General features: G+C 21.1%; 22 protein-coding genes. 13 read left to right on the forward strand and 9 right to left on the reverse strand.

What is annotated here, in order from left to right; genetic code table 11:
* Nucleotides 1-93: 93 nt before the first annotated feature.
* From N3A58_07305 to N3A58_07315, 3 genes are read right to left on the reverse strand one after another with little or no spacing between them, the layout of a single operon-like run.
* Nucleotides 94-1614, reverse strand: a complete 1521-nt coding sequence (locus N3A58_07305; protein ID MCX8059205.1) for an insulinase family protein — start codon at nt 1612-1614, stop codon at nt 94-96.
* A 28-nt stretch (nt 1615-1642) separates the two neighbouring features.
* The gene (locus N3A58_07310) at nt 1643-3091 is read right to left on the reverse strand and encodes an insulinase family protein (GenBank protein ID MCX8059206.1); all 1449 of its coding nucleotides are present in this window, start codon (nt 3089-3091) and stop codon (nt 1643-1645) included.
* Entirely contained in the window at nt 3073-3765 is a 693-nt protein-coding gene (locus N3A58_07315; GenBank protein ID MCX8059207.1) for an HAD hydrolase-like protein, read from the reverse strand. The genes N3A58_07310 and N3A58_07315 overlap by 19 nt, the downstream gene beginning before the upstream one ends.
* A 151-nt stretch (nt 3766-3916) precedes the next feature.
* On the opposite strand from N3A58_07315, the gene N3A58_07320 reads away from it, so the two are divergent.
* The 6 genes from N3A58_07320 (at nt 3917) to N3A58_07345 (ending at nt 10080) form a co-directional block, all read left to right on the forward strand.
* The gene (locus tag N3A58_07320) at nt 3917-4198 is read left to right on the forward strand and encodes a PilZ domain-containing protein (protein MCX8059208.1); all 282 of its coding nucleotides are present in this window, start codon (nt 3917-3919) and stop codon (nt 4196-4198) included.
* A 13-nt stretch (nt 4199-4211) separates the two neighbouring features.
* On the forward strand, nt 4212-4628 hold the full coding sequence (locus N3A58_07325) for an acyl-CoA thioesterase (protein MCX8059209.1): 417 nt from the start codon (nt 4212-4214) through the stop codon (nt 4626-4628).
* A 156-nt stretch (nt 4629-4784) separates the two neighbouring features.
* Nucleotides 4785-5297 carry a type II 3-dehydroquinate dehydratase gene (locus N3A58_07330; GenBank protein MCX8059210.1) on the forward strand — a complete coding sequence of 171 codons (513 nt, stop codon included), beginning with the start codon at nt 4785-4787 and terminating at the stop codon, nt 5295-5297.
* 137 nt (nt 5298-5434) lie between these two features.
* Nucleotides 5435-7198 (forward strand): GIY-YIG nuclease family protein, encoded by a 1764-nt coding sequence (locus N3A58_07335; GenBank protein MCX8059211.1) that lies wholly within the window; start codon nt 5435-5437, stop codon nt 7196-7198.
* A gap of 187 nt (nt 7199-7385) precedes the next feature.
* Entirely contained in the window at nt 7386-9536 is a 2151-nt protein-coding gene (locus N3A58_07340) for a methyl-accepting chemotaxis protein (GenBank protein ID MCX8059212.1), read from the forward strand.
* Nucleotides 9537-9657: 121 nt separating this feature from the next.
* Entirely contained in the window at nt 9658-10080 is a 423-nt protein-coding gene (locus N3A58_07345; protein MCX8059213.1) for an OsmC family protein, read from the forward strand.
* Between the two features lie 3 nt (nt 10081-10083).
* On the opposite strand, the gene N3A58_07350 is transcribed toward N3A58_07345, so the two are convergent.
* Both N3A58_07350 and N3A58_07355 read right to left on the reverse strand, forming a co-directional pair.
* Nucleotides 10084-11118, reverse strand: a complete 1035-nt coding sequence (locus N3A58_07350; protein ID MCX8059214.1) for a DUF5685 family protein — start codon at nt 11116-11118, stop codon at nt 10084-10086.
* Nucleotides 11118-11447 (reverse strand): hypothetical protein, encoded by a 330-nt coding sequence (locus tag N3A58_07355; GenBank protein MCX8059215.1) that lies wholly within the window; start codon nt 11445-11447, stop codon nt 11118-11120. Before N3A58_07355 ends, N3A58_07350 begins: the two co-directional genes overlap by 1 nt.
* Nucleotides 11448-11645: 198 nt before the next feature.
* Between N3A58_07355 and N3A58_07360 the strand changes: the two genes are divergently transcribed.
* Both N3A58_07360 and N3A58_07365 read left to right on the forward strand, forming a co-directional pair.
* Nucleotides 11646-12182 (forward strand): hypothetical protein, encoded by a 537-nt coding sequence (locus tag N3A58_07360; protein MCX8059216.1) that lies wholly within the window; start codon nt 11646-11648, stop codon nt 12180-12182.
* Between the two features lie 694 nt (nt 12183-12876).
* Nucleotides 12877-13023: a hypothetical protein gene (locus N3A58_07365; protein ID MCX8059217.1), complete on the forward strand. Its 147-nt coding sequence runs from the start codon at nt 12877-12879 to the stop codon at nt 13021-13023.
* 204 nt (nt 13024-13227) lie between these two features.
* Here the strand turns inward: N3A58_07365 and N3A58_07370 are convergent, their stop codons facing one another.
* On the reverse strand, nt 13228-14208 hold the full coding sequence (locus N3A58_07370; GenBank protein ID MCX8059218.1) for a DUF72 domain-containing protein: 981 nt from the start codon (nt 14206-14208) through the stop codon (nt 13228-13230).
* Between the two features lie 212 nt (nt 14209-14420).
* Between N3A58_07370 and mltG the strand changes: the two genes are divergently transcribed.
* The 4 genes from mltG (at nt 14421) to N3A58_07390 (ending at nt 18684) form a co-directional block, all read left to right on the forward strand.
* Entirely contained in the window at nt 14421-15449 is a 1029-nt protein-coding gene (mltG, locus tag N3A58_07375) for an endolytic transglycosylase MltG (GenBank protein ID MCX8059219.1), read from the forward strand.
* Between the two features lie 200 nt (nt 15450-15649).
* Nucleotides 15650-16534, forward strand: coding sequence for a YitT family protein (locus N3A58_07380; GenBank protein MCX8059220.1), 885 nt, complete (start codon nt 15650-15652; stop codon nt 16532-16534).
* 9 nt (nt 16535-16543) lie between these two features.
* Complete coding sequence (gene cobT / locus N3A58_07385; protein MCX8059221.1) at nt 16544-17614, forward strand: nicotinate-nucleotide--dimethylbenzimidazole phosphoribosyltransferase; 1071 nt, start codon at nt 16544-16546, stop codon at nt 17612-17614.
* 77 nt (nt 17615-17691) lie between these two features.
* Nucleotides 17692-18684 (forward strand): adenosylcobinamide-GDP ribazoletransferase, encoded by a 993-nt coding sequence (locus tag N3A58_07390; GenBank protein ID MCX8059222.1) that lies wholly within the window; start codon nt 17692-17694, stop codon nt 18682-18684.
* Nucleotides 18685-18715: 31 nt separating this feature from the next.
* On the opposite strand, the gene N3A58_07395 is transcribed toward N3A58_07390, so the two are convergent.
* Nucleotides 18716-20062 (reverse strand): hypothetical protein, encoded by a 1347-nt coding sequence (locus N3A58_07395; GenBank protein MCX8059223.1) that lies wholly within the window; start codon nt 20060-20062, stop codon nt 18716-18718.
* 224 nt (nt 20063-20286) lie between these two features.
* Here N3A58_07395 and N3A58_07400 point away from each other — a divergent pair, with 224 nt between their 5' ends.
* A complete protein-coding gene (locus N3A58_07400; GenBank protein MCX8059224.1) occupies nt 20287-21144 on the forward strand; it encodes a hypothetical protein in 858 nt (285 codons plus the stop codon).
* A 2-nt stretch (nt 21145-21146) separates the two neighbouring features.
* Here the strand turns inward: N3A58_07400 and N3A58_07405 are convergent, their stop codons facing one another.
* Both N3A58_07405 and N3A58_07410 read right to left on the reverse strand, forming a co-directional pair.
* Nucleotides 21147-22841 carry a hypothetical protein gene (locus tag N3A58_07405; protein ID MCX8059225.1) on the reverse strand — a complete coding sequence of 565 codons (1695 nt, stop codon included), beginning with the start codon at nt 22839-22841 and terminating at the stop codon, nt 21147-21149.
* Nucleotides 22819-23817 (reverse strand): hypothetical protein, encoded by a 999-nt coding sequence (locus N3A58_07410; protein ID MCX8059226.1) that lies wholly within the window; start codon nt 23815-23817, stop codon nt 22819-22821. The genes N3A58_07405 and N3A58_07410 overlap by 23 nt, the downstream gene beginning before the upstream one ends.
* Nucleotides 23818-23916: the final 99 nt, after the last annotated feature.

Consider the following 23916-nt stretch of genomic DNA (forward strand, 5'->3'; position numbering starts at 1 on the left):
TAAAAAGCTTCCCCTAAAAGGGGAAGCTTTTTTATTAGAGTTTTTTAATCTTTTGGATTTTTGAATTTTTAATTTATTTTTGTTGCTTAAAGTTTATTTTTTAAGTAAATCCTCTTTTGTAAATATTTTATAAATATCTGGTTTAAAATTCTTCATTACATCTTCAGAACCTAAAACTGACCATAAAATTTTATTATCATAGAGGTATTTCTTAGCAACAGCTATTATTTGATCAGCAGTTATTGCTCTAACTTGATCCATAAATAAGAGGTAATTTCTATAATCGCCATTTAACAATATGGATTGTGCTATTTGAGAAGCAATTGCTGCATTTGTTTGTTGACTTTCAAAGAAAGAGTTAATAAAAATGTTTTTGTATGTTTCTAAAACTTCGTTAATTGAAACAAGAGAAATGGACATTTTTGAAAGATCAACTTCTTGACCCATTCCACCTTTACCTTCAGCAGAAACTGATGCTTTTGGAGCAATAACTTTACCCATTAAAAGGTAAGCTATAGCTTCGTCAATATAATATTTTACTTTGTCAGGAACAGTTGTTTTATAAACAACAATCGATCCGTAGTTTGCTTTAAAGATTCTAACTTGAGTCCATGCAGAATAACAAGCAGAATTTTGTGTTCTAACTATTTCAAAAAGCATATCATCAAGTATAGCAAGAGCTAGTCTTAAAGGCATAAAGTCAGGGTGAGAAGCTTCTGGAATTGCAAAATCACCTCTAACATAAGCTACACCACCACCTATTGCATTAACTTCATAAATAACATCAGATTTAACTTTTCCTAAAAAATTTGAAACGGATGGTATTCCAATATTTTTATTTGGAATTTTTCCAAAAGTATCATTTAATTTATTAAATAATTTATCATTATTAAAATTTCCAACTGCAACTATGAATAATCTGTTAGATGAGATTGTTCTTTTATAATAATCTACAACATCTTTATATTTTAAATTCTTTATTGATTCTTCTGTTCCGTCCCATGAAGCTTCATAAGGATGTCCTTTAAAAAGTGCTTTATTTAAATTATCTACCATTTTTGAATAAGGATCATTTGCTTTTTTATCAAGATTTCTTAAAAACTCGTCTTTTGTTGTGTCGAATTCGTATTCAGGGAATGTTGGATTTGTAAAGCAATCAACATAAATATCAAATACTTTGTCAAAATAGTAATCAAGTGTATTTAAAGAATATTCTGAATAATCAAAGCCTGTAGAAGTAGAAATTGAAGATGATGTATCTGATAAAATCTTTTTAATATCATCGTAACTGTAATTTTTAGAACCTTTAGTTAAAAGTGAAAGCATAACATTTTCAATTCCAGCATTTTTTACATTTGATAATAAAACACCACCATTAATAATTACTTTAATATGTTGAATTCTATTGTATGGATTATTCTTAATAATAACTGGGATTCCATTTGAAAGTGTTTTTACTGTAAAGGTTGGCAAATTAGTTTTAGCAAAATTATTAATATTTCCTGAAGAAATTACACTTTCTTTTGAATAAAGACTAAATTGTGCAGAAGTACCACAAGAATAGAGAGAAAATAAAATAAAGAAAAATAAAACGAATATTTTTATTTTTTTCATAATAATAACCTCCTAGAGTAAAATAAAACTATTTCCACCAGTATGCATTATCTTCTGTTATTAGAGTAAAACCAGCTTTTGCAAAAGCATCTTTATCTTTTTCAAAATCTTTGGAGTTCATTCTAACAGCTAATACATAGTTTTTATTCAAAACATATTTTTGTAAAAATTTAACTATATCTTCATATTTAACTTTTTTACAGTTATCAAGGTAGTTGAAATAATAATCTGTAGAAGCTGATGCCCACCAAAAAGATATATTTGAGATTAGTGATGAAGGTTTTTCAGAGTTAATAACTCTCTCATCATCAAGTTTTCTTTTTGCAAGTTCAAATTCTTCTTTTGTGAAATAATTTGGATCTGTTGCCATTAATTGAATTTCATCTAATACAATTTTTTCTAATTCTTTTACTTTATCAGGTGTAACAACACCTGCATTATATGTCATATAAGTATAAAAGGTAATTTCCCCGCCATCTCTTTGTGTAAAATAATACATTACAATATAATCTTTTTTATATAGTGAACCTTTCAATTTCTTATAAATATTATTTCTAAATTTCCCGTTTGGGTTATCAAGAAGAGTTCCCCAAACATCTGCAGCATAAGTTGCTTCAGGATCATCAAGTACATCTGGTCCTCTAAATTGCATAGTAAAAAATATAAAATTTTTGTAGAAAGTTGAGTCTGGATATATGATGTAACTTTTCTGAGTTAAATCAGGATGCTTTGGGAAATCAGGGATTGGATTTTTAGATTTTTCCCATGTTCCAAAATATTTTTTTGTATATTCAAGTATCTTTTCAGGATTTACATCTCCTCCAACAAAAAGAGCAGCATTATTTGGTACATAGAAAGTGTCCTTTATCATTTTCATTTGATCTATAGTAGCAGCTTGTATGTGTTTTGGTGCACCACCAACATCTTTTCTCCATGGGTATTTATACCACAAATATTTATCTAAAGCTCCATAAAATATGTGACCTGGATCAGAGTTATATCCTTTTATTTCATTTATAACAACTCCTTTTTCAGCTTCAAACTCTTTTGAATCAAATAAAGGATATCTTACTGCATTTGCCCAAAATTCAATTCCCTTCTCAACTTTATCAGATGGGACTGAAAAATAGTAAGTAACATATTCTCCTGAAGTACCACCATTCCAAGTTGTGACACCAAGTTCCTTCATTGCGTTTGAGAAACTTGTTTGATCTTTATAAACAGCATTTCCTTTAAATAACATATGTTCATATAAGTGGAATAAACCTGTTGTTTCAGGAGTATGAGTTCTAGCACCACATCTAAAAGTAATTTGAATCCATGCTAGTGGTACTGTATGGTTTTCAATTACAAATAATTCAAGACCATTGTCAAGAACATATCTCTTGATTAGTTCATTTGTAGAAGCAGTAAATAGAATGAATAAGAAAAAAATGACAAAGAAAAGGCTCAAAATCCTTAAAGATTTTTTAAGCATAATTCCTCCTTCTTAAAATTTATAATAAAAGGGACTGCTTCCCTTAAATTATTAACTACAATATTAGCATCTTTTAATTCATCCTCACTCCCATGTCCTGATATACCAATAAAGAGACAGTTAACTTTTTTTGCAGCATTAACATCAGCAAGTCTATCACCAATAAAAAGGAGTTCATCATTTTTTAAATTATATTTATCTATATAATAATCCAATATATCAGCTTTATCATTAAAATTTATGAAATCCACATAAACTCTTTCATTAAAATATTTAGAAATATTGTATGTTTCTAAAACTGCTTCACAGTATGTACTAGAACCATTTGAAGCTGTACCAATTAAATATTTATTTTCTGTAGAAAATTTTAAAAATTCATAAACTCCTTCTAATAGAATTCCTTTTTTATTTGAAATAAGATTCACTAAAGCATCAAGCACATAATTCCTTAAAACTATTTTTAATTCTTCTTCTAGATCTGGAAATAAAGTGGAAATTATAATTTTATAAGTTTGTCCAACTAGATTTATTATATCTTTTAATTGAGGGATTTTAATATCTTTAATATTATAATCTTTAACAAAATTCTTTATACCAATTTGATAAGCTTCATGAAGAAAGTTTTCTGAGGAATAAATAACACCATCAATATCAAGTGCTATAAATTTAATCATTTAAAAATATTAAATAAAAAAAATTTTTTTTGTCAAATAAAAATATATGATTAATCGTTCAAAAAAATAAAAATAATTATTCTTTACATAAAATTAATTTACTTGATATTTTTAAAAAATTATTTTATTATTAATCAAGAAGGAGTTTAGCTTGGGTTTTTTTGAAAGAAGGAAAAGTCCTAGATTTTCTATAAATAAAAAAATTGAGTTATTAATAAATGAAAATTTAAAAAAAGAGGGAATTCTAGACAACATATCTGATACAGGTTGTTTAATAATATTTGATGAAAATATGAGCTTAAACTTAAAAGATAAAGTTAAGTTTAATCTGAGAAGTGAAACTTCTTCAATGGAATTTAGAGGTACTATAATTAGAATCGAAAAGTTTTTAGGAAAAACAAAAATTGCAATTTATTTTGATAATTATTATTAAAAAAGGAATGATTGTGAATATTACCCCTTATTTCCATATTGTAAATTATTGGGAAACTGATCAAATGGGAGTAGTGCATCACTCGAATTATATCAAATGGCTGGAAGAAGCAAGGTGTCACTTTCTAAGAGAAATAGGGTATCCATACAAATGGATAGAAGAAAATGGATATATGCTCCCTGTTTATGAGATTAAAATAAAATATAAAAATTCAGCAAGATTTGAAGATAAAATTAGTATTATTACTAATATTGACTTATTAAATGAATTTAAAATGGTTTTATCATATAAAATTTTTAATGAGAAATTATTACTATGCGAAGCTATAACTATTCACCCATGGACTGATAGAAATTTGAAACTTAAGAAGCTTGAGAAAACTTTATTAGAAACATTAAAAAGATATGAAAATCTTAAAGAAAAAAGATAATCAAATTTTATAAAAAATGGATCGTAAAATAATTATAAAATTATAAATTATAAAATAATTGTTAGAATTTAAAAATAATATTATTTTGAATTTTAATTAAATCTTTAGGATTTTAACAAAGTTAATAGTTAATATTATTAAAATTTGATTATTAGTATGGAAAATAATGGAGAAAAAAATAAATTTTTAATTATAAACGGACCAAATTTATCTATGCTTCAATATAGAGAAAAATTTTATGGAGGCTATAATCTAAATGAAATAGAGAATAAAATTAAAGAGAGGTTTGAATTAAAAATTGAACATATAACTTCAAGTACTATTAGTAATAATAATATAAATAATAAAAAAAAGAGGCCAGAAATATTATTTTATACAACTAATATAGAAGGAGAAATTTTAAATAAAACATATGAACATATAGAACAAACATTTGGTCTAATAATAAATCCAGGAGCATTGACTCATTATTCTTATTCAATACTAGATCTTTATAATACTTTAAGAAATAATAGAATTTATATTATAGAAGTTCATATAACAAATCCATTAATTAGAGGAAGAAATAATTTGTTAACAACAACAGCTGCAGATTCTTGTATAATGGGATTTGGTATTGATTCATACTTTTTAGCATTGGATTATTTGTTAGAAATGTACTATAAATAAAATTTAGTTATTTGTTATCTTTAAATATTTCAAGTATTTATTTTAATAAATTATTGTTTTAATAAAGATTAATATTAAAAATTATTTTTATAATTTTTTAACATAAATATTGTTTTTGAAATTTATACTCAATTTTTATGATTGAAAAAGAGAATTATTTATCTTTGCCCAATAATCCAGGGGTTTATATTTTTTATGATAAAAATAGGAAGATTCTATATATTGGGAAAGCTAAATATTTAAAAAAAAGGGTATCCCAATATTTTAATAGTAAATACAAAGATTTAAAAACTATTAATCTTACTAAAAAAGTAAAGTTTATAGATTATCTAATTACAAAATCAGAAAAAGAAGCTATATTAGTTGAGCAGAATCTTATATCTGTAAATAATCCTCCATATAATATTCAATTAAAAGATAATAAATCTTTTCCTGTTATTGTTTTAACAGAAGAGAGATTTCCAGCAGTTCATCTATCAAGGCAATATAATTGTGAAAAAGGATTTATTTCAGGACCATATCTTTCATCCCGAACAGCAAAAACAGTTTATAATTTTGTACTTGAAAATTTCAAGATTAGGAGTTGTTCAAAAAAGCTAAATAAAATTTCAAAACCATGTTTAAATTATCATTTAAAGTTATGTTGCGCTCCTTGTGGTAATTTTATAGATGAAGAAAGTTATAAAGGGCTTGTTGAAAAAGCTAAAAATTTTTTAAGGGGTGCTTACAATGATTTATTAAAAAAGTTGAAAGAAGAGATCAATAAATATTCAGAAAACCTTGAATTTGAAAAGGCGTTAGAATTAAAAAATATTTATGAAAAAATTGAAAATTTTAAAAAAGATTTTTCTTATAATTATTTCACAGAAAAGGTTGTAGATTTTATTGGATTTTATTTTGGTAAAAATTATGGAATTATTGCAATTTTAAGAATGAGTAAAGGAAGAAAGATTTTGCCTTATACAAAATATTTTAAATATTATGATTATCCAAAAAATATTTTTGAAGAAATTGTTATAAAACTTTATGAAGATTTTCTAAAATTTCAAAATTTTATTTTACCTGAAGAAATAATTTCTCTTTACCAAACAGGGGAGATATTTTTAGAAAATATTAAAGCAAAAAATGATAAGATAAACTATATTATTCAAGACTTTTTAATAAGCAATTTAAATGTAGCTGAAAATAATGCAATTTATAAGCTTGACAATCAAGCTGTAGAAACAACCAAAAATAATAATCCTAATTTCGAAAACTCTAATTCTAATAATAAAATTTTATTTGTAAGAAAATATAAAAATAATAAAGAATTAGATATTTTAAAAAATTTAGTTAAACATTGTAAAACTTTTTATTTTGAGACATTCCCCGAAGAAAGTAAAGCAAATATAAGTTTACTAAAAAGTATAAAAAATAAGTTAGGTTTAGAAAAATTTCCAGAAATAATAGAAGGATATGATATATCAAATTTAGGAGATAAATATATAGTAGGAGCTGAAGTTAATTTTATAAATGGTATTAAAAATAAAAAAGAATATAGACATTTTGCTATTAAATTAATTGATTATCAAAATGATGTTGAAGCTATAACTGAAATAGTTTTAAGGAGGATTATTAGACTACAAAATGAAAATAAAAGATTACCAGACCTAATATTAATAGATGGTGGTAAACCTCAAACAAATTCAGTTTATGAAGCTTTAAAAAAATTGGGATTTAATAATGATATAATAGGACTTGCTAAAAAGGAAGAGCTTATTTATATCCCAGCAAGAAATGAATTAATAAAGCTTGATATTAATTTACCAGAAATGAGAATGCTTATATATATAAGAGATGAAGCGCATAGATTTGCTAATAGACTAAGAAAAATTAAAATAAAGAAAAAGTTTAATTTTTAAAATTTTAAATTAAAATTGAAATAAGTTACAATTTAGTTTATATTTTAATGATTTTTAATTTTTATTTTTATATATGAGATTGACGATATTTTAAAATAAGATTTTTTTTTATTTATAAATTTTTTAAATAGTATAAAAATTTATTTGTATAACAAAAGATAAAATTTAATTTTAAGGGATAACCTATATGAGTAAAGATAAAATTGTTAAAAAAAGACTGAAAAAGGGAACATCTTTTCTTGATAAAAAAAAGCAAATGTATGTTTATAAAAACAAAAAGAGTAAAGTCAGAGAAAAGTTTCAATCTTATGAAGAAGGATATATTAACTTTAACTCTTTTGCTTTCTTTTTAAGTGAGTTTTTCTTTCCTTTAACTATATTGCCTTTACTTTTGTGGACTTTTTCACTCTTACCTGCAAGAGGGTTGATGACTTTATCTACTGAATTTCTTAGAGCAGTCATTGCTTTTGAGTTTTTTTCTATTTTGAATGCTTTGATTGGTTTAATAATAAATTATTTTATATTAAAAAATATATTTGAATATTTTAATATCTTTAATATAACAAATTTTATGGACCCTTATGACTTTTTAAAGTATAGAGCAAGGATTTTAAATTTTCCATTAAATAATATGATTTTTTATTTTTTTAGGTCTTTTATAGTTTTAATAATTCCTTTATACTATTTTATAAATACTGATTTATTTTTAAAAAGTAACTTTTTTTTGATGGTTTTACTATCTTTGCTTACATCAATAAATTCAAGTGTAATGAACTATTATTTTAACCTTTTTACAATAAATAAAATACAAAAAATATTAATTAAAGTTAAAATTCAAAGTGGAGATACACCTTTCAAGATTTATATTTTTAATATTCCTGTAAAAACAATATTTACTATTTTGCTTCCTGCAATATTAGCTAATTTAATTTTGATTCTATTTATAAATACTACATTTAACTTTTTTAAATTTAAACCATCTTCTGCCTTAATTAAGGCATTTTCAGGAATAGTTACTATATCAGCTTTTTCACTTGTCTCTTCATCTTTAATTTTTGCATTTTATCTTTCTGATTACATTAGAATTTTAAGAAATTCTATAGAAACTTTACAAAAAGGAGACTTCACAATATCAGTTCCTGTTAGAACAACAGATGAAATGGCAGATTTTGCACATAGACTTAATGTAACATCTTTAGAACTAAATAATCTTGTTTTACAAGTAAAAAATTTTTTTGATGTTATTTCTGATAAGACAAATGTTAATTTTGAAATTGCAAAAAAGATAAGTGATTTTTCAGATAACCTTAATAAATCATTATTAAAGGTTACTGAATCAATTGGAAAAATTACAGATTCTACTAAAATTATTGAAAAAGTTTCAGATAATGCATCACAAGCTATTACTGATTCAATAAAGAGATTAAGAGAACAAATTGAACTTTTTGAAAAATCTTTAAGTGCTATGAGTGAAATTGATGAGATTTCTCAGAAAATGGTTGATTCATTAAAGTTAATTATTGATATATCTTCGCATACTAAATTACTTGCTTTAAATGCTTCAATAGAAGCTTCCAGAGTTGGAGAGTCAGGTAAAGGTTTTGCTGTTGTTGCTATGGAAATTAGAAAACTTGCAGAAAATGCATCAAATGTTTCAGATGAGATAAAAAATTTTATCGGAGTAATAAATAATAAAGTTAATCAAAGTATGCAAGGATCAAATATAATAAAGAGTGCAGTTTTAAATATAATGCAAGAAGTTAGTGATATTGATAATCAAGTAAAATCAATAAAAGAAGAAGCAATTAAAGAGGTTAAATTTACAGAAGATCTTTCAATGATAAAAGATAATTTTGAAAAGGTTGTAAAAGAAAATAATCTTATATCTGGTGAAATTACAAAAAATGCAGAAGAACTCAAAAATAACTCTGATCAATTGATTAAAATCTTAGGAAAACTTAAAAGTATTGAAACAGGATTAATAATAAAAGAAGATCAAATAGAAAAAGTTAAAATTAAAATATTAGAAAACACTAAATTAAAAAAAGAAAAAAAGGTAAAAAAAGAGGAGAAATTATATCTTTTAGAAGAAAAAAAAGAGAAAATTGAAAAAGAAGAACAGATTGTTGTTAAAGATCAATTGACTAAAAAAGAATTTGAGGAGATTCCTGATTTACAAAGTAAAGAAGAGTTAGAAAGTTTACCTGAAATAAAAGAAGAGATTAAAAAAGGTAATTTAAATTTAGAATTTGAGTATGATTTAATTCAAGAAGGAGAAAATATAAAAATTAATGAAGAAACAGGAATAATTGAATTAGCAGATGAGTCAAAAAAATAAAGTAATTATAATATTAAAAAAAGTAAAAATATTATAAATAAAATATTAAAAATAAAGATTAATATATTTTTAGAAATTATAAGAACAATAATTATTAATATTTATTTTTTTGGGAGGAGAAATGAAAATTAATACTAAATGGCTTGGTGGGATGGCTTTTGAAAGTGTTCTAAATGGACATAAGATAATAATGGATGCTGATAAGGATTTCGGGGGCGAAGATAGGGGCCCAAGACCTAAAGGGCTATTATTAGTAGCTTTAGCTGGTTGTACTGGTATGGATGTAGTTTCTTTGCTTAATAAAATGCAAGTACCAATTTCTAGGTACGAAATGGATATTGAAACAGAAACTACAGAGGATCATCCAAGAGTTTTTAAAGATATAAAAATAGTCTATAAATTTTGGGGGAATGAGTTAAAAAACTATAAAGATAAAATTGAAAAAGCTATTAATCTCTCTCAAGAAAAATATTGCGGGGTTTCTGCCATGTTAAAGAAAAACTCAAATATAATATTTACTTATGAAATTCTTGAAGATTTATAAAATTTAATAAAGAACTCTTTTTATTATCTTTTCAAAACCATAATAAAAGTAATTATCAAGCAATTCTTCATTATAAAGATTTTTATATGGTGATATTGATTTTATTTTAATATAACTCTCCCTTATATTATCTAAATATAATTTTAATAGAGGTGAAAATATTTCTTTTACCTTATTAAAGGTTTCACTAAAATTTTTATCTTTTAAGTTATTTTTTAATATAAGAAAAGGGTAATTAAAATTAATATTTTTTATTTTTAGTTTTTTATTAGTTTTGTTATATATATTTTTATTTGAGTTTTGAAAAAGCTTTATAATAATTGGAAATAAAATATTTTCTTGAGATTTTCTTACATCTTTTTTTATATCATCCAAAGAATCTATAATTGTTATAATCTTCAAAACATTTTTTGTTATTATTTGATAATTTTCTGATATTTTAATATCGATGTATTCAAGGGGTAAGAATTTTTTAAAAAGCTCGTAAAAATTATCATGATATTTTTCAAGGATTAAAAAATAATTCTGTAAACCTTCATTAAAATTTTCAAAATTATTAAATGAGTTATTTAGAGTTTTATAGATTTCCTTTTCTTTTCTATAATAATTATTAATATGTTCAAAAGGGTCTTGAAAATAGACATAAATATATCTTAATCTTTTTAATAATTTTTTAATGTAAGATTTAATCAATTTTTTTAAAATTATATTTTTATTATCATAAATTAGATCGAAAAGTTTTAGAATAATAATTAAAATTGAAATTTCAGAAAAAAGAGGTAAAAATTTTTTTTCAACATAGATATCTACCTTTTTAAAAGGATTTAATGGACATTTCCTTTTTATAAAAGAATAATCTATTTTCTCTAAGTTAGATATAAATAAAAGATAGAAAAAAATAGAATCCTTAGACAAAAATAATCTACAGAAATTTGAATATGACTTAATATTGAAGCATAAAGAACAATAAATGGAGTTATAAAAATTAAAATGCTTTACTTTTAGCTCTTTTTTATCAGGTTCAATATAGCCTAACATTATAATCTATCATTTTTATAAAAAAAATATTCTTGTAAAGGCTTAAAAAGAATATTCAAATCATTTTTTAAAAAATACCTAAATTCTTCATAGTCAAAATATTGGGAAAGATAAATTATTTTCTCTTTTCTTGTTAATTGAATTAAATCATAAAATATAAATGGATCAATAGTTGAAGAATCAAATATTATAAAATCAAAATGGTCTATAATACTAATGAAATCATCCTTATTTTTATAAAAATAAATTTCGAATTTATTTTTATCTATGTTATTAACGAACTTTAAAAAATGATCTTTTCTTTTTGTTAATATAGCTATTTTTAACATGTCTATAAATTAATAATATAAAATTAAATTAAGTAAATAGTTAAAGATTGAAAATTATAAAAAAGTTAATAATTGAATTTAAATAATAAAGTATTAGAATTAAATAGATAGATAGAATAGAATTATATTGATAAAATAAGATAAATAAAGTTAAAGAAACATAAAAATTAGAAATAATTAGATTAGGAATAGACTTGTATGAAGTTTAAAATATTAATACTATTTTTTATTTTATTTATTTTTTTTGAAGTTATTAATTTTGATTTTATATATGGTGATGAAGATGAAAATAATTATAGAATATATTCTATTTGTATTGATTTTAAACCTCTTTTTTTATCAATTCAGACTGAAGGTTTTGGTTATGGTTTCTTTTTTGAATATTTTCTTAACCAAAAATTATCATTATTATTAAGAAATGAATATATGAATTTTATATCTTTGAATATTTGGTTAATTGATTTAATGTTTGGAGTAAGATTGTATTTTAGGAATGCATATTCTGGATTATTTTTTGGTACATATTTTATAATATTTTATGGTTCAAAGCCAAATTTAAATACTTTTACTTGGGGATTTAATGTAGAATTAGGATATAGATTTTTATTATTAAAAGAATTTTTTAAAAAAAATATTAAAGTTTTTTTAGAAATTTATTTAGAGTTCAATTATTTGTATAAAGAAGAGATTATTTATGGAATTTCACCTGGTTTTTGTATAGGATTTAATTTCTAAAAAAATTATAATACTTTTAATTGTTGTTTTAACAATAATTAAAAAATATTTTTTTACTAAAAATTTAGGTGAAAAATTGCGATAGTTTATTACATTTAAAAAAGAAGTTAATTTTGTTAACAATATTATGTCTATTAATCTTTTATTTCTATAATTAAATCGATATGAAAATACTATAAAATCTTTGTATATTTGTTGAAAGTGGAAAATATTTATCTAAAAAAATATAGGGTGTAATTAATGTTATTTATAAAATAAAATTAAATTTTTGAAATAATTAGAAAATATAAATTAATATTTTAATTTTTTATTTTTAGGATTTTTATTTTTTATTGTAACAATCCTGTTAATAATATTTCCCCAACAAATAATCATCAAAAAAATGAACCTCCAAAAACTAAAATAGAATTACAATTTAATTATGATGAAGGAACTTATGATAATTATATTAATTTAAGCATAAGTAGTAATTTAGATAAAATCATAATAAAATATATTGTTGATGGTTCAAATCCTTCAATTTCAATTGGATTATTTTATACTGGGCTTATATTAATTGATAAAACTATAACATTGAAAATATAATACAGGCCAATACACATAAATAAAAAGAGATTCAAATGGTATTGTTCATATAGCATATTATGATGAACTAAATGAAAAACTAAAATATGCAAATAATAGTTCAGATGCATTGCAAACATTAAATAAAAATGGTAGTTTTCAAGTTATTACTGTTTTAATTTCAGGTAATATTGGAAAGTTTTCAGATATTGTTTTAGACAGTCAAAATTATATCCATATTGTATGTTATAATGAGAAAAATGAAAAAATTATTTAAATAATAAAAATAAGAATTTTAAATCAACTATAATAGATAATGAAACAAGTAATATGTTTACATCAATTGATATTGATAGTTTTGGAAGAGTTTACATATCCTATTATGATGCAACTAATAAGAAATTAACAATACAGTATAATAAATAATATTTTTATAAGTTTTGTTTGTTTCTTATTTTTTTAAAATATTAATATTATAATTTTATTTAGTTTTTAGTAATGTTGTAAATTCATCTATTTGTTTGGAGTAATATTTTAATAAGTTTGTGATGCTATTTAATTTTATAAAAGAATTGTTTTCTTTATCAGGGTTTATAGCTTTATTAAATAAAATCTCAAACTGGAAAGCATTGAGAATAGACTTTGCTTTATAATGATTATTCATTGTTAGAATAAAATTATTTTCACTATTATTAACTGAGCTTTTTATGTAATTATTTAATTTGTAATTAATAGAATTAAAAATTTCTATTATTTCTTGTGCTTTGTATAGATAATTGTATCTTTCGAAAGGTTCTGTATTTTCTTTAAACCAATTTTCATAATTTCTTCCATGTAATCTAAAATACATGAAATTTTTTGATGATTTAATAAAGGTTAATGGTATAGAGCTTGAAATTAATGGTTGATCAATATTAACAAAAACTAAATTGTTTTTATTTAAATAATTCAAAAAATCCTTATTTATAAATGTTTTGTTTCTAACTTCTATTGCAAAATTAAAGAGATTTGATTTTTCTTTGTTAGATTTAATCTTAAATTCATTAATTTTCTCAAGGATAATATTAAAATTATAAATAAAATTTTGATTAAATTTTACTGAGTATGGAAATTGAAAAAGAATTAGTAATACATTATCTTCTATTTCAATTAATGGATAGAAAAAATCTTCGAGTTTTTTTATTATTAAAAAAGAATCTGTTTTGTTAATTTCATTAAAATTTTGATGTGTAAAAAAACTGTTTATTTTAAATATTAATTTTTTGCCAGAAAAATCTTTTAATAAAAATATTTTTTTTAAATAATTGATAAAAAAATTTTGAGGATTGTTATAAAAAGTAGAATCTATTTCAACTAAATCAAAAAAGTTAAAATATTTTTCAAGTTTATTTTTTTCATTTTTTGTGTAAAAAATATCTTCCCAATCTTTATAAGAATAACCACATGTTCCAATATAAATCATAAATTTTCTTTCTTACAAAATTTATTGTATAAACATTTATTAAAAAATAAATATTAAATTATAATTATTATTTAATTTCTATTTAATATATATTTTTATGTAATATTTTAAAATAATTAAAATATTAAGTTATTTTTTACTTGGATATATAATTAAATTTAACATAAAATTTGAATATTTGAAAATAATTTTAAATATGCTTTTCTTAAAGGGTGAAAAAAGAAAAATTTAACAAAAATCAATTTAAAACTTCGTTTAAAACTATTTTTATTTCCTTCACTCTTATTCTTATTCTTTTTTCTTTTTTGATATTTTATATAAGTTTTAATGTTTTCTTTTTTAAATTAAGTGATGACTTTTTTATTGAAGTATATCCTGGAATGACCTTAAAATTTTTTATTGAGAAACTTGTAAATAATGGTTTAAGTGGAAATAAAAATGTTTATTATTTTTATGCAAGATTTTTGAAACCGGGTTTTGTTCTAAAAAAAGGTAAATATAATTTTAAGAAAGGTAGTAATTTTTATAATATAATTGAAGTTGTTGGAAAAGGTGTTTCTGAATTAAAAAAAGTCACTATTCCACCTGGTCTTAAAATTAAAGAGTTAATAGAATATTTAAATAAAAATAAAATAATTCCAGAAAAAGATTTTATAAAGCTTATATCAAATAAAGATTTTATGAAAAATTGGCCTATAATTGAGGCTTATAATTCTTTTGAAGGTTTTATTTTTCCAGAAACATATTTTTATTCACCAGACATAAAATATGAAGAAGTCCTCAAAATCTTTGTAGATGAATTTTTTAGACAATTAAATAAAATTATTAACATTAATGATTATTCTTTTAAAGAAATTTATGAAAGAATAATAGTAGCTTCTCTTATAGAAGAAGAAGCTTTTATTGAGAGTGAGAAAGAAATTATAGCTTCAGTAATATATAATAGACTTAAAAAGGGCATGAGATTAGAATTATGTCCAACAGTAGAATATATTTTGCCAAAACACAAAAAGTTCCTTACTTATGAAGATCTACTTATTAAATCCCCATATAATACTTATATTAATAAGGGGTTACCTCCAACTCCCATATGTAATCCATCTTTATCTTCATTGAAAGCTTCTTTTTATCCTGCACAAACTGAGTTTCTTTTTTATGTTTCTAAGGGTGATGGAACTCATTTTTTTTCAAAGTCTTTTGAAGAACACCTTAGATATAAAAGAAAGTCAAATTATTATTAATTATATAATATTAATAATTTATAATGGTATTTTCTTAAATAATAGAGAAAAAAAATTAGAAAAGTTTTATAAATAAAAAAGGAATAAAAAAAATAGAATAAATTATAAAAATTTTACAAAGATTAAGAATGATTTGCTTATATTGTAAAATATATAACTATATGTGAGTTAGTATAATTTTTAAAAAAGGTATAAAAATTATGAGCAAAGAAAAAGCGAATAAGATCCATTTGTTAAATTTATTTAATACAATAAAAACCTACTTTATTATAATTTGTGGTTTATTTATAAATTCATTTGGTTGGACTGCTTTTCTTATTCCTTCTGGCATAATTGGGGGAGGAGTTTCTGGTATCTCAACTCTTATTTATTATTCCACAGGTATTTCTGTAGGGTTTTTTTATTTTATAATTAATATTTTTTTAATTTTAATTGGTCTAAAAATTTTAGGTAAAACTTTTGGTTTTAAAACAATTTTTGGAATTTTTGTTATTTCTTTCTTTTTTTCATTATTACAATCAGTATTTAAAAAACCTATTGTTTCAGATCTTTTTATGTGCTCAATTATAGGAGGGGCATTAGCTGGGATTGGTATTGGTATCATTTTTACTCAGGGGGGAAGTACAGGAGGAACAGATATTATAGCTTTAATAATAAATAAATATAGAGATATAAGCCCTGGTAAAATTATTTTATTAATAGATGTTTTGATAATAGCATCTTCTTATCTATTTTTTAAATCAGTTGAAAAGTTAGTTTATAGTTATGTTACAATGTTTGTACTTTCATATTCTATTGATCTTATTATAGAGGGTTCAAAGCAATCAGTGCAAATGTTTGTATTTTCTAATGAACATAAAAAAATTGCTGATGAAATAGGAAATGTTCTTAAAAGAGGTGTTACTATATTGAAAGGGGAAGGGTGGTATACCAAAAAAGAGATAATGGTTTTAACAATTATAGTTAGGAAATATCAAATTCAAGATGTTTTAAGAATAATACACAAGTATGATAGACAAGCTTTTGTTTCTATTGCTTCGGTAGTTGGTGTATATGGAAAAGGTTTTGAAAGTATAAAATTTTAGGAGGTTCTTATGGATATATTAAGAAGTAAAGAAAAAGAAAAAAAAGAATTAATTAAAAAAGAAATGCTTGCACATCTTGATAACTTAACAAAACCAAAAGGTAGTCTAGGAAAGCTTGAAGAAATTTCTTTAAAACTTTCATTAATTAAAGAAGAAGTTCCACCTAAAATTAGTAAAAAAGCTCATTTTATTTTTGTAGGAGACCATGGGGTTGTTGAGGAGGGTGTTTCTCTTTATCCACAAGAAGTAACTTCTCAAATGGTATACAACTTCTTAAATGGTGGTGCTGCAATAAATGTTTTTGCTAGGTATTATAGTTATGACCTTTTTTGTATTGATTGTGGTGTTAAAAAAGATTTTGAAGAAAATATTAAAAAAAGAAATGATTTTTTTGATATGAAAGTTAATAATGGTACAAAAAATATTCTTAAAGAGCCTGCAATGAATGAAGAAGAATATGAAAAGGCTTATAAATATGGTGAAAAGCTCGCAAATTTTGTAATAGAAAAAGGTTATGATTTGATATCTTTGGGTGATATGGGAATCGGAAATACTACGATAGCATCAACTATACTAATAGCTTTAGGTTTTAATCCTGATGATATTGTTGATAAGGGAACAGGTATAGATGAGGAGATGTTAAAACATAAAAAAGAGGTCATAGTAAAAGCTGTTGAAAAGCATAAACCATATAAAGATACTAAAGATATATTAATAAAAGTTGGAGGATACGAATTTGTTGTTATAAAATCTTTTGTTGAGAATCTTATAGATAAAAAAATAGCAATCATTTCTGATGGTTTTCCTATTACTTCTGCTTTATATCCAGTTTTTGTAGATATTCCTGATTCTATTGACTTTTTGTTTGCAGGGCACCTTTCAAAAGTAAAGGGTCATAAAAATGTATTAAATAAAATGGGGTTAGAACCAATTATTAATCTTGAAATGAGGCTAGGAGAGGGAACAGGTGCAATAATTGGAGGTTCAATAGTAGAACTTTCTTCCAAAATGGCTTGTGAAATGGCTACATTTAGTGGTGCAAATGTAAGTAAAAGTATAAAAGAAGAAAAGAGATATTAAAAGATAAGGTGATAATAGTAGAAATTTTAAAATATTAAAATTTTATTTTAATTTTTAGAATTGAGGAATCCATTTTTGTGAGAAATAAAATTATTTTAAAAATAAAAGAAAATTTTGATTCTTTTCTAACAACTTTAGCTTTTTTTTCAAGATTTAAACTAAAATTTAATTTTATTTATGATAATTTCTCTTTTTATTTACCGGCTGTTTTTTTTATTGGGAATATTTTTTATATAATAGGTTTAATTTTATTAATTCTAATAAAAATAGAACCATTATTATTAAATTTTTTTATATTTATTTTTTCTTATTATTTTTTTAATCTATTTCATTTTGATGGATTTGTTGACTTTATAGATGCAGTTTTTTCGCAAAAAGATAAAGAAAAGAAAAAAGAGATTTTAAAAGATGTTCATAAGGGAAGTTTTGCTATTTTTTTCGGTTCTTTATATGTTTTATGTAAATTTATTCTAACACTAAAAATATATGAATTTTTTTATAATAATTTTTATATTAAAATTAGAGATAGAAGTGTTAATTTAGAATTAATAATAATTGCTTATTTATTTACTTTTTTTATAAGTTTTTTCTCTAAATTAAGTTCTTTTTATCTTGGAATAAATACTAGAATTATTAATACAAGTAAATCATTTAGCTATTTTCAAAGTTTATTAAATAAAACTAAATTTTTGAAAGGATTGATTGCGTTTTACCCAATATTCTTAGTTTTTTCATTTTTAATATTTATTTTGGTATATTTAAAAATATTTTATCCATTTTTTGAATTTAAAAAAAATTTTTCTAATTTTTTTTATAATTCTGGCTTTTTAATTATTAATAATGGGAATTTATTTTTAATGTTATTTAATTTATATTTTTATTATTTTACTATTTTTTATCTTTTATCCATAATTATTAATTTAATTTTTAGAAATATTTACCTAAAAATATGCTATGTTAATTTTGATGGAGTTAATGGAGACTGTGCAGGTTTTTTTATAGAGGTAAATGAATTGATACTTTTATTTTTTTGTAATTGTTTATTAAATAATTTGAATTTTAAAATCTAATAAATAAAAATAAATAATAAAATTTGATTTTTTATTTTAAAAGTTTGATAAATTTATCAAGTATGTTTATAAATTCTGGTTCAGGATAAATAGATAGGGAATTATTAATAATAGTCCTTTCATTGTTTGCGTTTGAAAAAAAGGAATTAAGATTATTAAATAAATATTTATTAATAAGATATTGATTTTTAGTATCTATTTTATCAAAAAATTCTTTATAAAACTCCTCTTTTTCTATATTTAAAAAGTAATTTTTTTCTGAGAAAAAAATTATAAATGGATTTTTATATTCAATGATCTCTTTTAATAGATTTGTTTTAAATAATAATGCCCATAATTCATTGTTGTAATAGAATTCATTTGATATAATTTCTTCGTTGGTTAAATTAGAAAAATAATCTAAGAAATTTTTTTCAAAGTTTGTCAAATAATTGTCATGGTTAAAATAATAGGTTAAGTAATTTTTAAAAACTTCTTTAATATCTATAAAAAGTGGATTTAAAAATATAGTTCCTTTTAGTTCAATTTTATTGTTTTTTGATAAAGATAAAATTGTTTTTATATAAGGTATATAATAATTTGAACATTGGAATCCTAAGATTATTAATTTATTTTCATCAATATAATTCTTATTTTTTAATATATATTGAGCAAAAAGAGAAGATAAATTTAGTAAAGTTTCATATGAGAAGAATTTATTTATTAAGTTTTTATTATTAAAGTTTATAACATAAGTTAGGACAATAAAATCTCTTGATACAAAAAAATTAATTAAGTTATTTTGAAAATTTTTAGCTTCTCTAAATTCTAAGTCAATAGTAATATCATTAATAATTAAAATTAAAGGATATTTTTTTTGCTCTTGGATGTCGATATTCATTTTTCTATATTCTATAAATTTAATATTATAATTAGAGTAGTTTATTTCTTTTCTTACAGATTGAACATTTTTGAAATCAGGGGTTTTAAAATTTAAATTATTATAACTAAAACTTTCTAAAGAAAAAAAGTCAATTTTGTAAGATTGATTCCAAAAAATAAAAAAATTTGTTATATAAGATTGGTGGTAGACTTGGAGAGAGATTTTATATATATTATTAATTTTTTCGATATTATTAATTTTAATATATATGATTTCACCAAAATTATTTTGCCATTTAGTGACAGTTTCTCTAAAATTACTTTTTTTGATCTGATTTTTAAGGTTTTGAGAAAAAAGATTATCATATAAAAAATCAATATTTGAAAAATTAAATAAATTTATTAAAGAACTTTTAGTTTTTTCAATTAATACATCTTCATCTGATTTTGTAAAATTCAAATTTGTATTTTCAATAGTAAAAATATTATTGCTTTTTTTAAGGTTGTTATTTCCCATACATGAAAGAAATAAGTTGATTAAAATTAAAAAAATAAAAATTAGAGAAATTTTTTTATAAAATGTCTTATTTTTATTTAATTTTATTTTATTTAGTTTCATATAATTAAATTTAAGTTAAAAAATAAAAAAATTCAAATAAAATATGGATAATATTTTTTATTTTTATTATTTATTTTAAGTTTATGAGTTGTAAATTTAATATTTTTTTATAATTTTAATTTATGAAATATAAATTTAAGGATTACTGCCTTGCTTCTTTGCTATTTCCAGGGACGCTTTATAAGTTTAATTTTAAAAAATTTATTAAAGAATTTTCAAAAGAAAATTTTCTTTATCTAGGTTTTTCAGAATATTTAAATTTAAGTAGTCCCTTTTTTTATAATTTATATAATATTAAAATTTTTAAACCAATTTTTGTTGAATCCTTTATTAATTTAGGTAATAATTACATACCTTTCCTTGTTTCATTGGTAGCCAAAAAAGAAAAGAAAGAAGAAGTTTATAAAAATATTTTAGATTATAGAAGATATTTCAAAACCAAGATTAGGAAGCAGTGCAAAACAATAGATGTTATATATGAAGATCTTAATAATTTAGGTATTAAAATAAACTTTAAGGAAGGTAAAAATTATTCAAGTTTTGATTTGATAAAACTTATATTAACTAATGAAGAAAATGTAATAAATTCAAAAATAGATCAGTTTCTTTTATCTTATAAATCAACATTTTTGATTAAAAATGTGTTGGTATGGTTTTTAAATTTAAGAATAAATTCTTTTACATATTATTTTATTCCTTATAATGAAATTTTAGAGATATTTAGTAATAATTTCGAAATTTTTATACATACTCTTAATTTAAATATTAAAGAAATAAATTTAATTTCCCAAAACTTAGTTTTAGATGGATTTATACTTTCTAAATTCGAATATTATGATTTGATTAAAGAAAAAGATAAAAAATCTTTTTTAAATAATTATCTAATTAGAAATAAAAATAGAATAAAAATAAGGTATGGCTCTTATTATATAGATGAAGAAATTAGTCTAACTGAATCACCAGGTTATTTAATATTTTAAGTTTAATCTGAGTGTCTATTCTCATTAAACATAAATAGAAAGAATATTAATAAAATTGAGAAAATAACTATTGAAATAAGATTTAATGGAAATTTCAAAAATATTGATACAATAAAGTATAACTTATATAAAGATTCTTTCATAACAGGATATAAAAAACTGCCAATAAAAATAGTAATAAAAATAAATAAAAATAGTTCAATTAAATTATAGTTATCTTCAATTTTTAAAAGTCTGGTTGAATATGAGTAGTTAAAAATAAAAACACTAAAAAGTATAAAAAAGATATAGAAAATTATTCTTTTTGAGAAAATTGTATCAATTATTTCTATTGAATAACCTGAATTTATAATAAAATTTCTTAACAATGGATAAATAATAATTGAGAATGTATTTTCATTTCCATAATTTAGGAAATTTTTTAAGTTGGAATAACTTAAATCGTATTTGAATATTATTGACTGATTTTCATAATTTTTTAATATAAAATAATTATTTATTTTTTTGCCCCACTTATAAGTGATAAGATTCTTGTTTTGAATATCATATAAAGTGGTATTATATATGTATATTTCATTATACATTTCAACAAGTTTATCTATATAAACAATATATTCTTTATTTTTTTCATCATTAGCTTTAATTAATATTTTATAAATTCCAGGATAATTTATATATTTTTCAGCATCAGAAATAAAAAAATCAAGTTTTTTATAAAGGTTTAGAGCTTCTTCATAATATGGTAATATGGATTTTTCTTCAGGATATTTTTCCTTAAGGTTTTTAAATGTATAATAAGCTTCAACATATTTTTTATTATTTAATTCATTTATACCTTTTATTTTTGTTTCAAATATTTCTTTGTTTTTCTTGTTAATTTTTGTTTTTTCTTCTTCAACTTTAAGTTTTGCTATTTCATATATTCTATTTGCATCTTCATTATTTTTAATAAAGTACCTATATTTTTCGATGTAATATATTGTTAGAATATATTCATTTTTATTGTAATGATATAAAGCTTTTTTATAATAAGATTCTATATCTTTGGGATCTAGTTTATCTTCCTTTTCTTTTTCTTTAATTGATGTTCCTGTTGTCTGCCTGAGGTTTAATTCATTAATTAATTCTATAACTTTTTGGTTTTTTGGTTCAAAATATAAATATTTTTTATAATATTCAAGAGATATTTTATAGTATTCACCAGCTGCTTTTGGATTAATAGTTAAATTTTTATTCCCAAGCTCTCTATATTTTTCAGCTTCTTCTAAATATTTATAAGATAATATTGTTTTTGATTTAAAATCATTAATCATTTTAGAAAAATATGGAATTAAAAATTCATGGGATAATAAAATTAAAGCAAAAAATATTATAAGAGCTTTAGAAAAAAATTTTGTATATGTTCTATAATTAGTTTCTGGATATTTTTCTTTTAATTTTGCTTGTCTTGACAAAAGATTTACAATTACTATTAAACTTAAAATAAAATAAATATCTACATTTTTAAGATAATTTATTAAAATAGAAAAAAATATATAATTATTTCTATAGTTGTTTAATATAATTTTTTCTTTAACAAGTTTATTTGTTTCTATGCTTATTTTGATAAGAAAAAAACATATTAAAAATATAGAAATTATAAGAAAGAAATTAATAAAGTTTGTAAGTAATTTTTTATCTGTTGATATTTTTGCCAATTTTCATCCTCATATTTCTTTGTAAAGTTTTAATAGAAGCTATTAAAATAACAAAAATGTCAATAATTATTGCTACAATTGCGGGAAAATAAAAAATATAGCTTTTCAAACTTTTTAAATCTATAAGATATAAATTTGTAAATTTAAAAGTAAAAAGAAATAGTATTATAAAAAATATACATATAATAATTCCGATAAAAAAAGTAAAAAATTGCCAATGATCATTAAAAATTATTGGAGGGATGAATAGAAAAAATAAAATTAGAGAGAAAAAATATATAAAAAAAAGAGGGTTATAATTTTTTATTATGTAATTATGATATATATTTAAATATGCATTAAAATTATTGTAATATTTCTTTACTATTTTATCTATATATGGAAAATTAAATTTTAATTCTTCTCCAAAAATATTAATTTTCAAATTATTTTCAAAGACAATTTGAAAGTTTTTATAATCATAATAGTAATTATAGAAAGATAATTTATTTTCCTCAAGTAATATAGCCCTATTACTATTTTCTAGATAAAAAAAAGTGTTATCTTTATTTATTATTTTTCTAGAAGGAAAAAATGAAGCTTCTTTTTTTGTGTTAAAACTAATACTTTTAGTTATTTTGATAATTTTTATTGGAGAATTAAAAAGAGCTCCAAATAAAATAAAAAATATAATAGAAATAACTATACATGAAGTTAATATAAAGATAAAATAGTTTAATGAACCTTTATTAATATAATAGAAACTAAGGGTATAATATGTAAAGAAAAATATTAAAGGTATTATTTCAAAAAGTATATAATCAAGTTTAAGTATAATATATTTTATAATATTGAAATTAGTAGATACTTTTGATAATATGAAAATGTTTTTATACTCCAATATTATCCAAATAATAAAAAATAATATAGAAAATGAAATTATATAGATTAGAAAAAAAAGTGTGTATTCAAATATATTTTTTAAAATATTTTTCATAATTTAATAATATTTAGTTAAAAAATTAATTATTCAATTAATTTTTATCTTTAAAATATTAAAAAAATTTTCAATAAATAAACAAAAATAATGAAATAA

This window comes from Spirochaetota bacterium (assembly GCA_026415295.1).
GTDB lineage: Bacteria > Spirochaetota > JAAYUW01 > JAAYUW01 > JAOAHJ01 > JAOAHJ01.

What these genes read in the sequence shown, in the direction of transcription:
- N3A58_07305 (MCX8059205.1), bottom strand. Translation starts at nt 1,614, where the DNA reads ATGAAAAAAATAAAAATATTCGTTTTATTTTTCTTTATTTTATTTTCT.
- N3A58_07310 (MCX8059206.1), bottom strand. Translation starts at nt 3,091, where the DNA reads ATGCTTAAAAAATCTTTAAGGATTTTGAGCCTTTTCTTTGTCATTTTT.
- N3A58_07315 (MCX8059207.1), bottom strand. Translation starts at nt 3,765, where the DNA reads ATGATTAAATTTATAGCACTTGATATTGATGGTGTTATTTATTCCTCA.
- N3A58_07330 (MCX8059210.1), top strand. Translation starts at nt 4,785, where the DNA reads ATGGAAAATAATGGAGAAAAAAATAAATTTTTAATTATAAACGGACCA.
- N3A58_07335 (MCX8059211.1), top strand. Translation starts at nt 5,435, where the DNA reads ATGATTGAAAAAGAGAATTATTTATCTTTGCCCAATAATCCAGGGGTT.
- N3A58_07340 (MCX8059212.1), top strand. Translation starts at nt 7,386, where the DNA reads ATGAGTAAAGATAAAATTGTTAAAAAAAGACTGAAAAAGGGAACATCT.
- N3A58_07345 (MCX8059213.1), top strand. Translation starts at nt 9,658, where the DNA reads ATGAAAATTAATACTAAATGGCTTGGTGGGATGGCTTTTGAAAGTGTT.
- N3A58_07350 (MCX8059214.1), bottom strand. Translation starts at nt 11,118, where the DNA reads ATGTTAGGCTATATTGAACCTGATAAAAAAGAGCTAAAAGTAAAGCAT.
- N3A58_07355 (MCX8059215.1), bottom strand. Translation starts at nt 11,447, where the DNA reads ATGTTAAAAATAGCTATATTAACAAAAAGAAAAGATCATTTTTTAAAG.
- N3A58_07360 (MCX8059216.1), top strand. Translation starts at nt 11,646, where the DNA reads ATGAAGTTTAAAATATTAATACTATTTTTTATTTTATTTATTTTTTTT.
- N3A58_07370 (MCX8059218.1), bottom strand. Translation starts at nt 14,208, where the DNA reads ATGATTTATATTGGAACATGTGGTTATTCTTATAAAGATTGGGAAGAT.
- N3A58_07380 (MCX8059220.1), top strand. Translation starts at nt 15,650, where the DNA reads ATGAGCAAAGAAAAAGCGAATAAGATCCATTTGTTAAATTTATTTAAT.
- cobT (MCX8059221.1), top strand. Translation starts at nt 16,544, where the DNA reads ATGGATATATTAAGAAGTAAAGAAAAAGAAAAAAAAGAATTAATTAAA.
- N3A58_07395 (MCX8059223.1), bottom strand. Translation starts at nt 20,062, where the DNA reads ATGGGAAATAACAACCTTAAAAAAAGCAATAATATTTTTACTATTGAA.
- N3A58_07400 (MCX8059224.1), top strand. Translation starts at nt 20,287, where the DNA reads ATGAAATATAAATTTAAGGATTACTGCCTTGCTTCTTTGCTATTTCCA.
- N3A58_07410 (MCX8059226.1), bottom strand. Translation starts at nt 23,817, where the DNA reads ATGAAAAATATTTTAAAAAATATATTTGAATACACACTTTTTTTTCTA.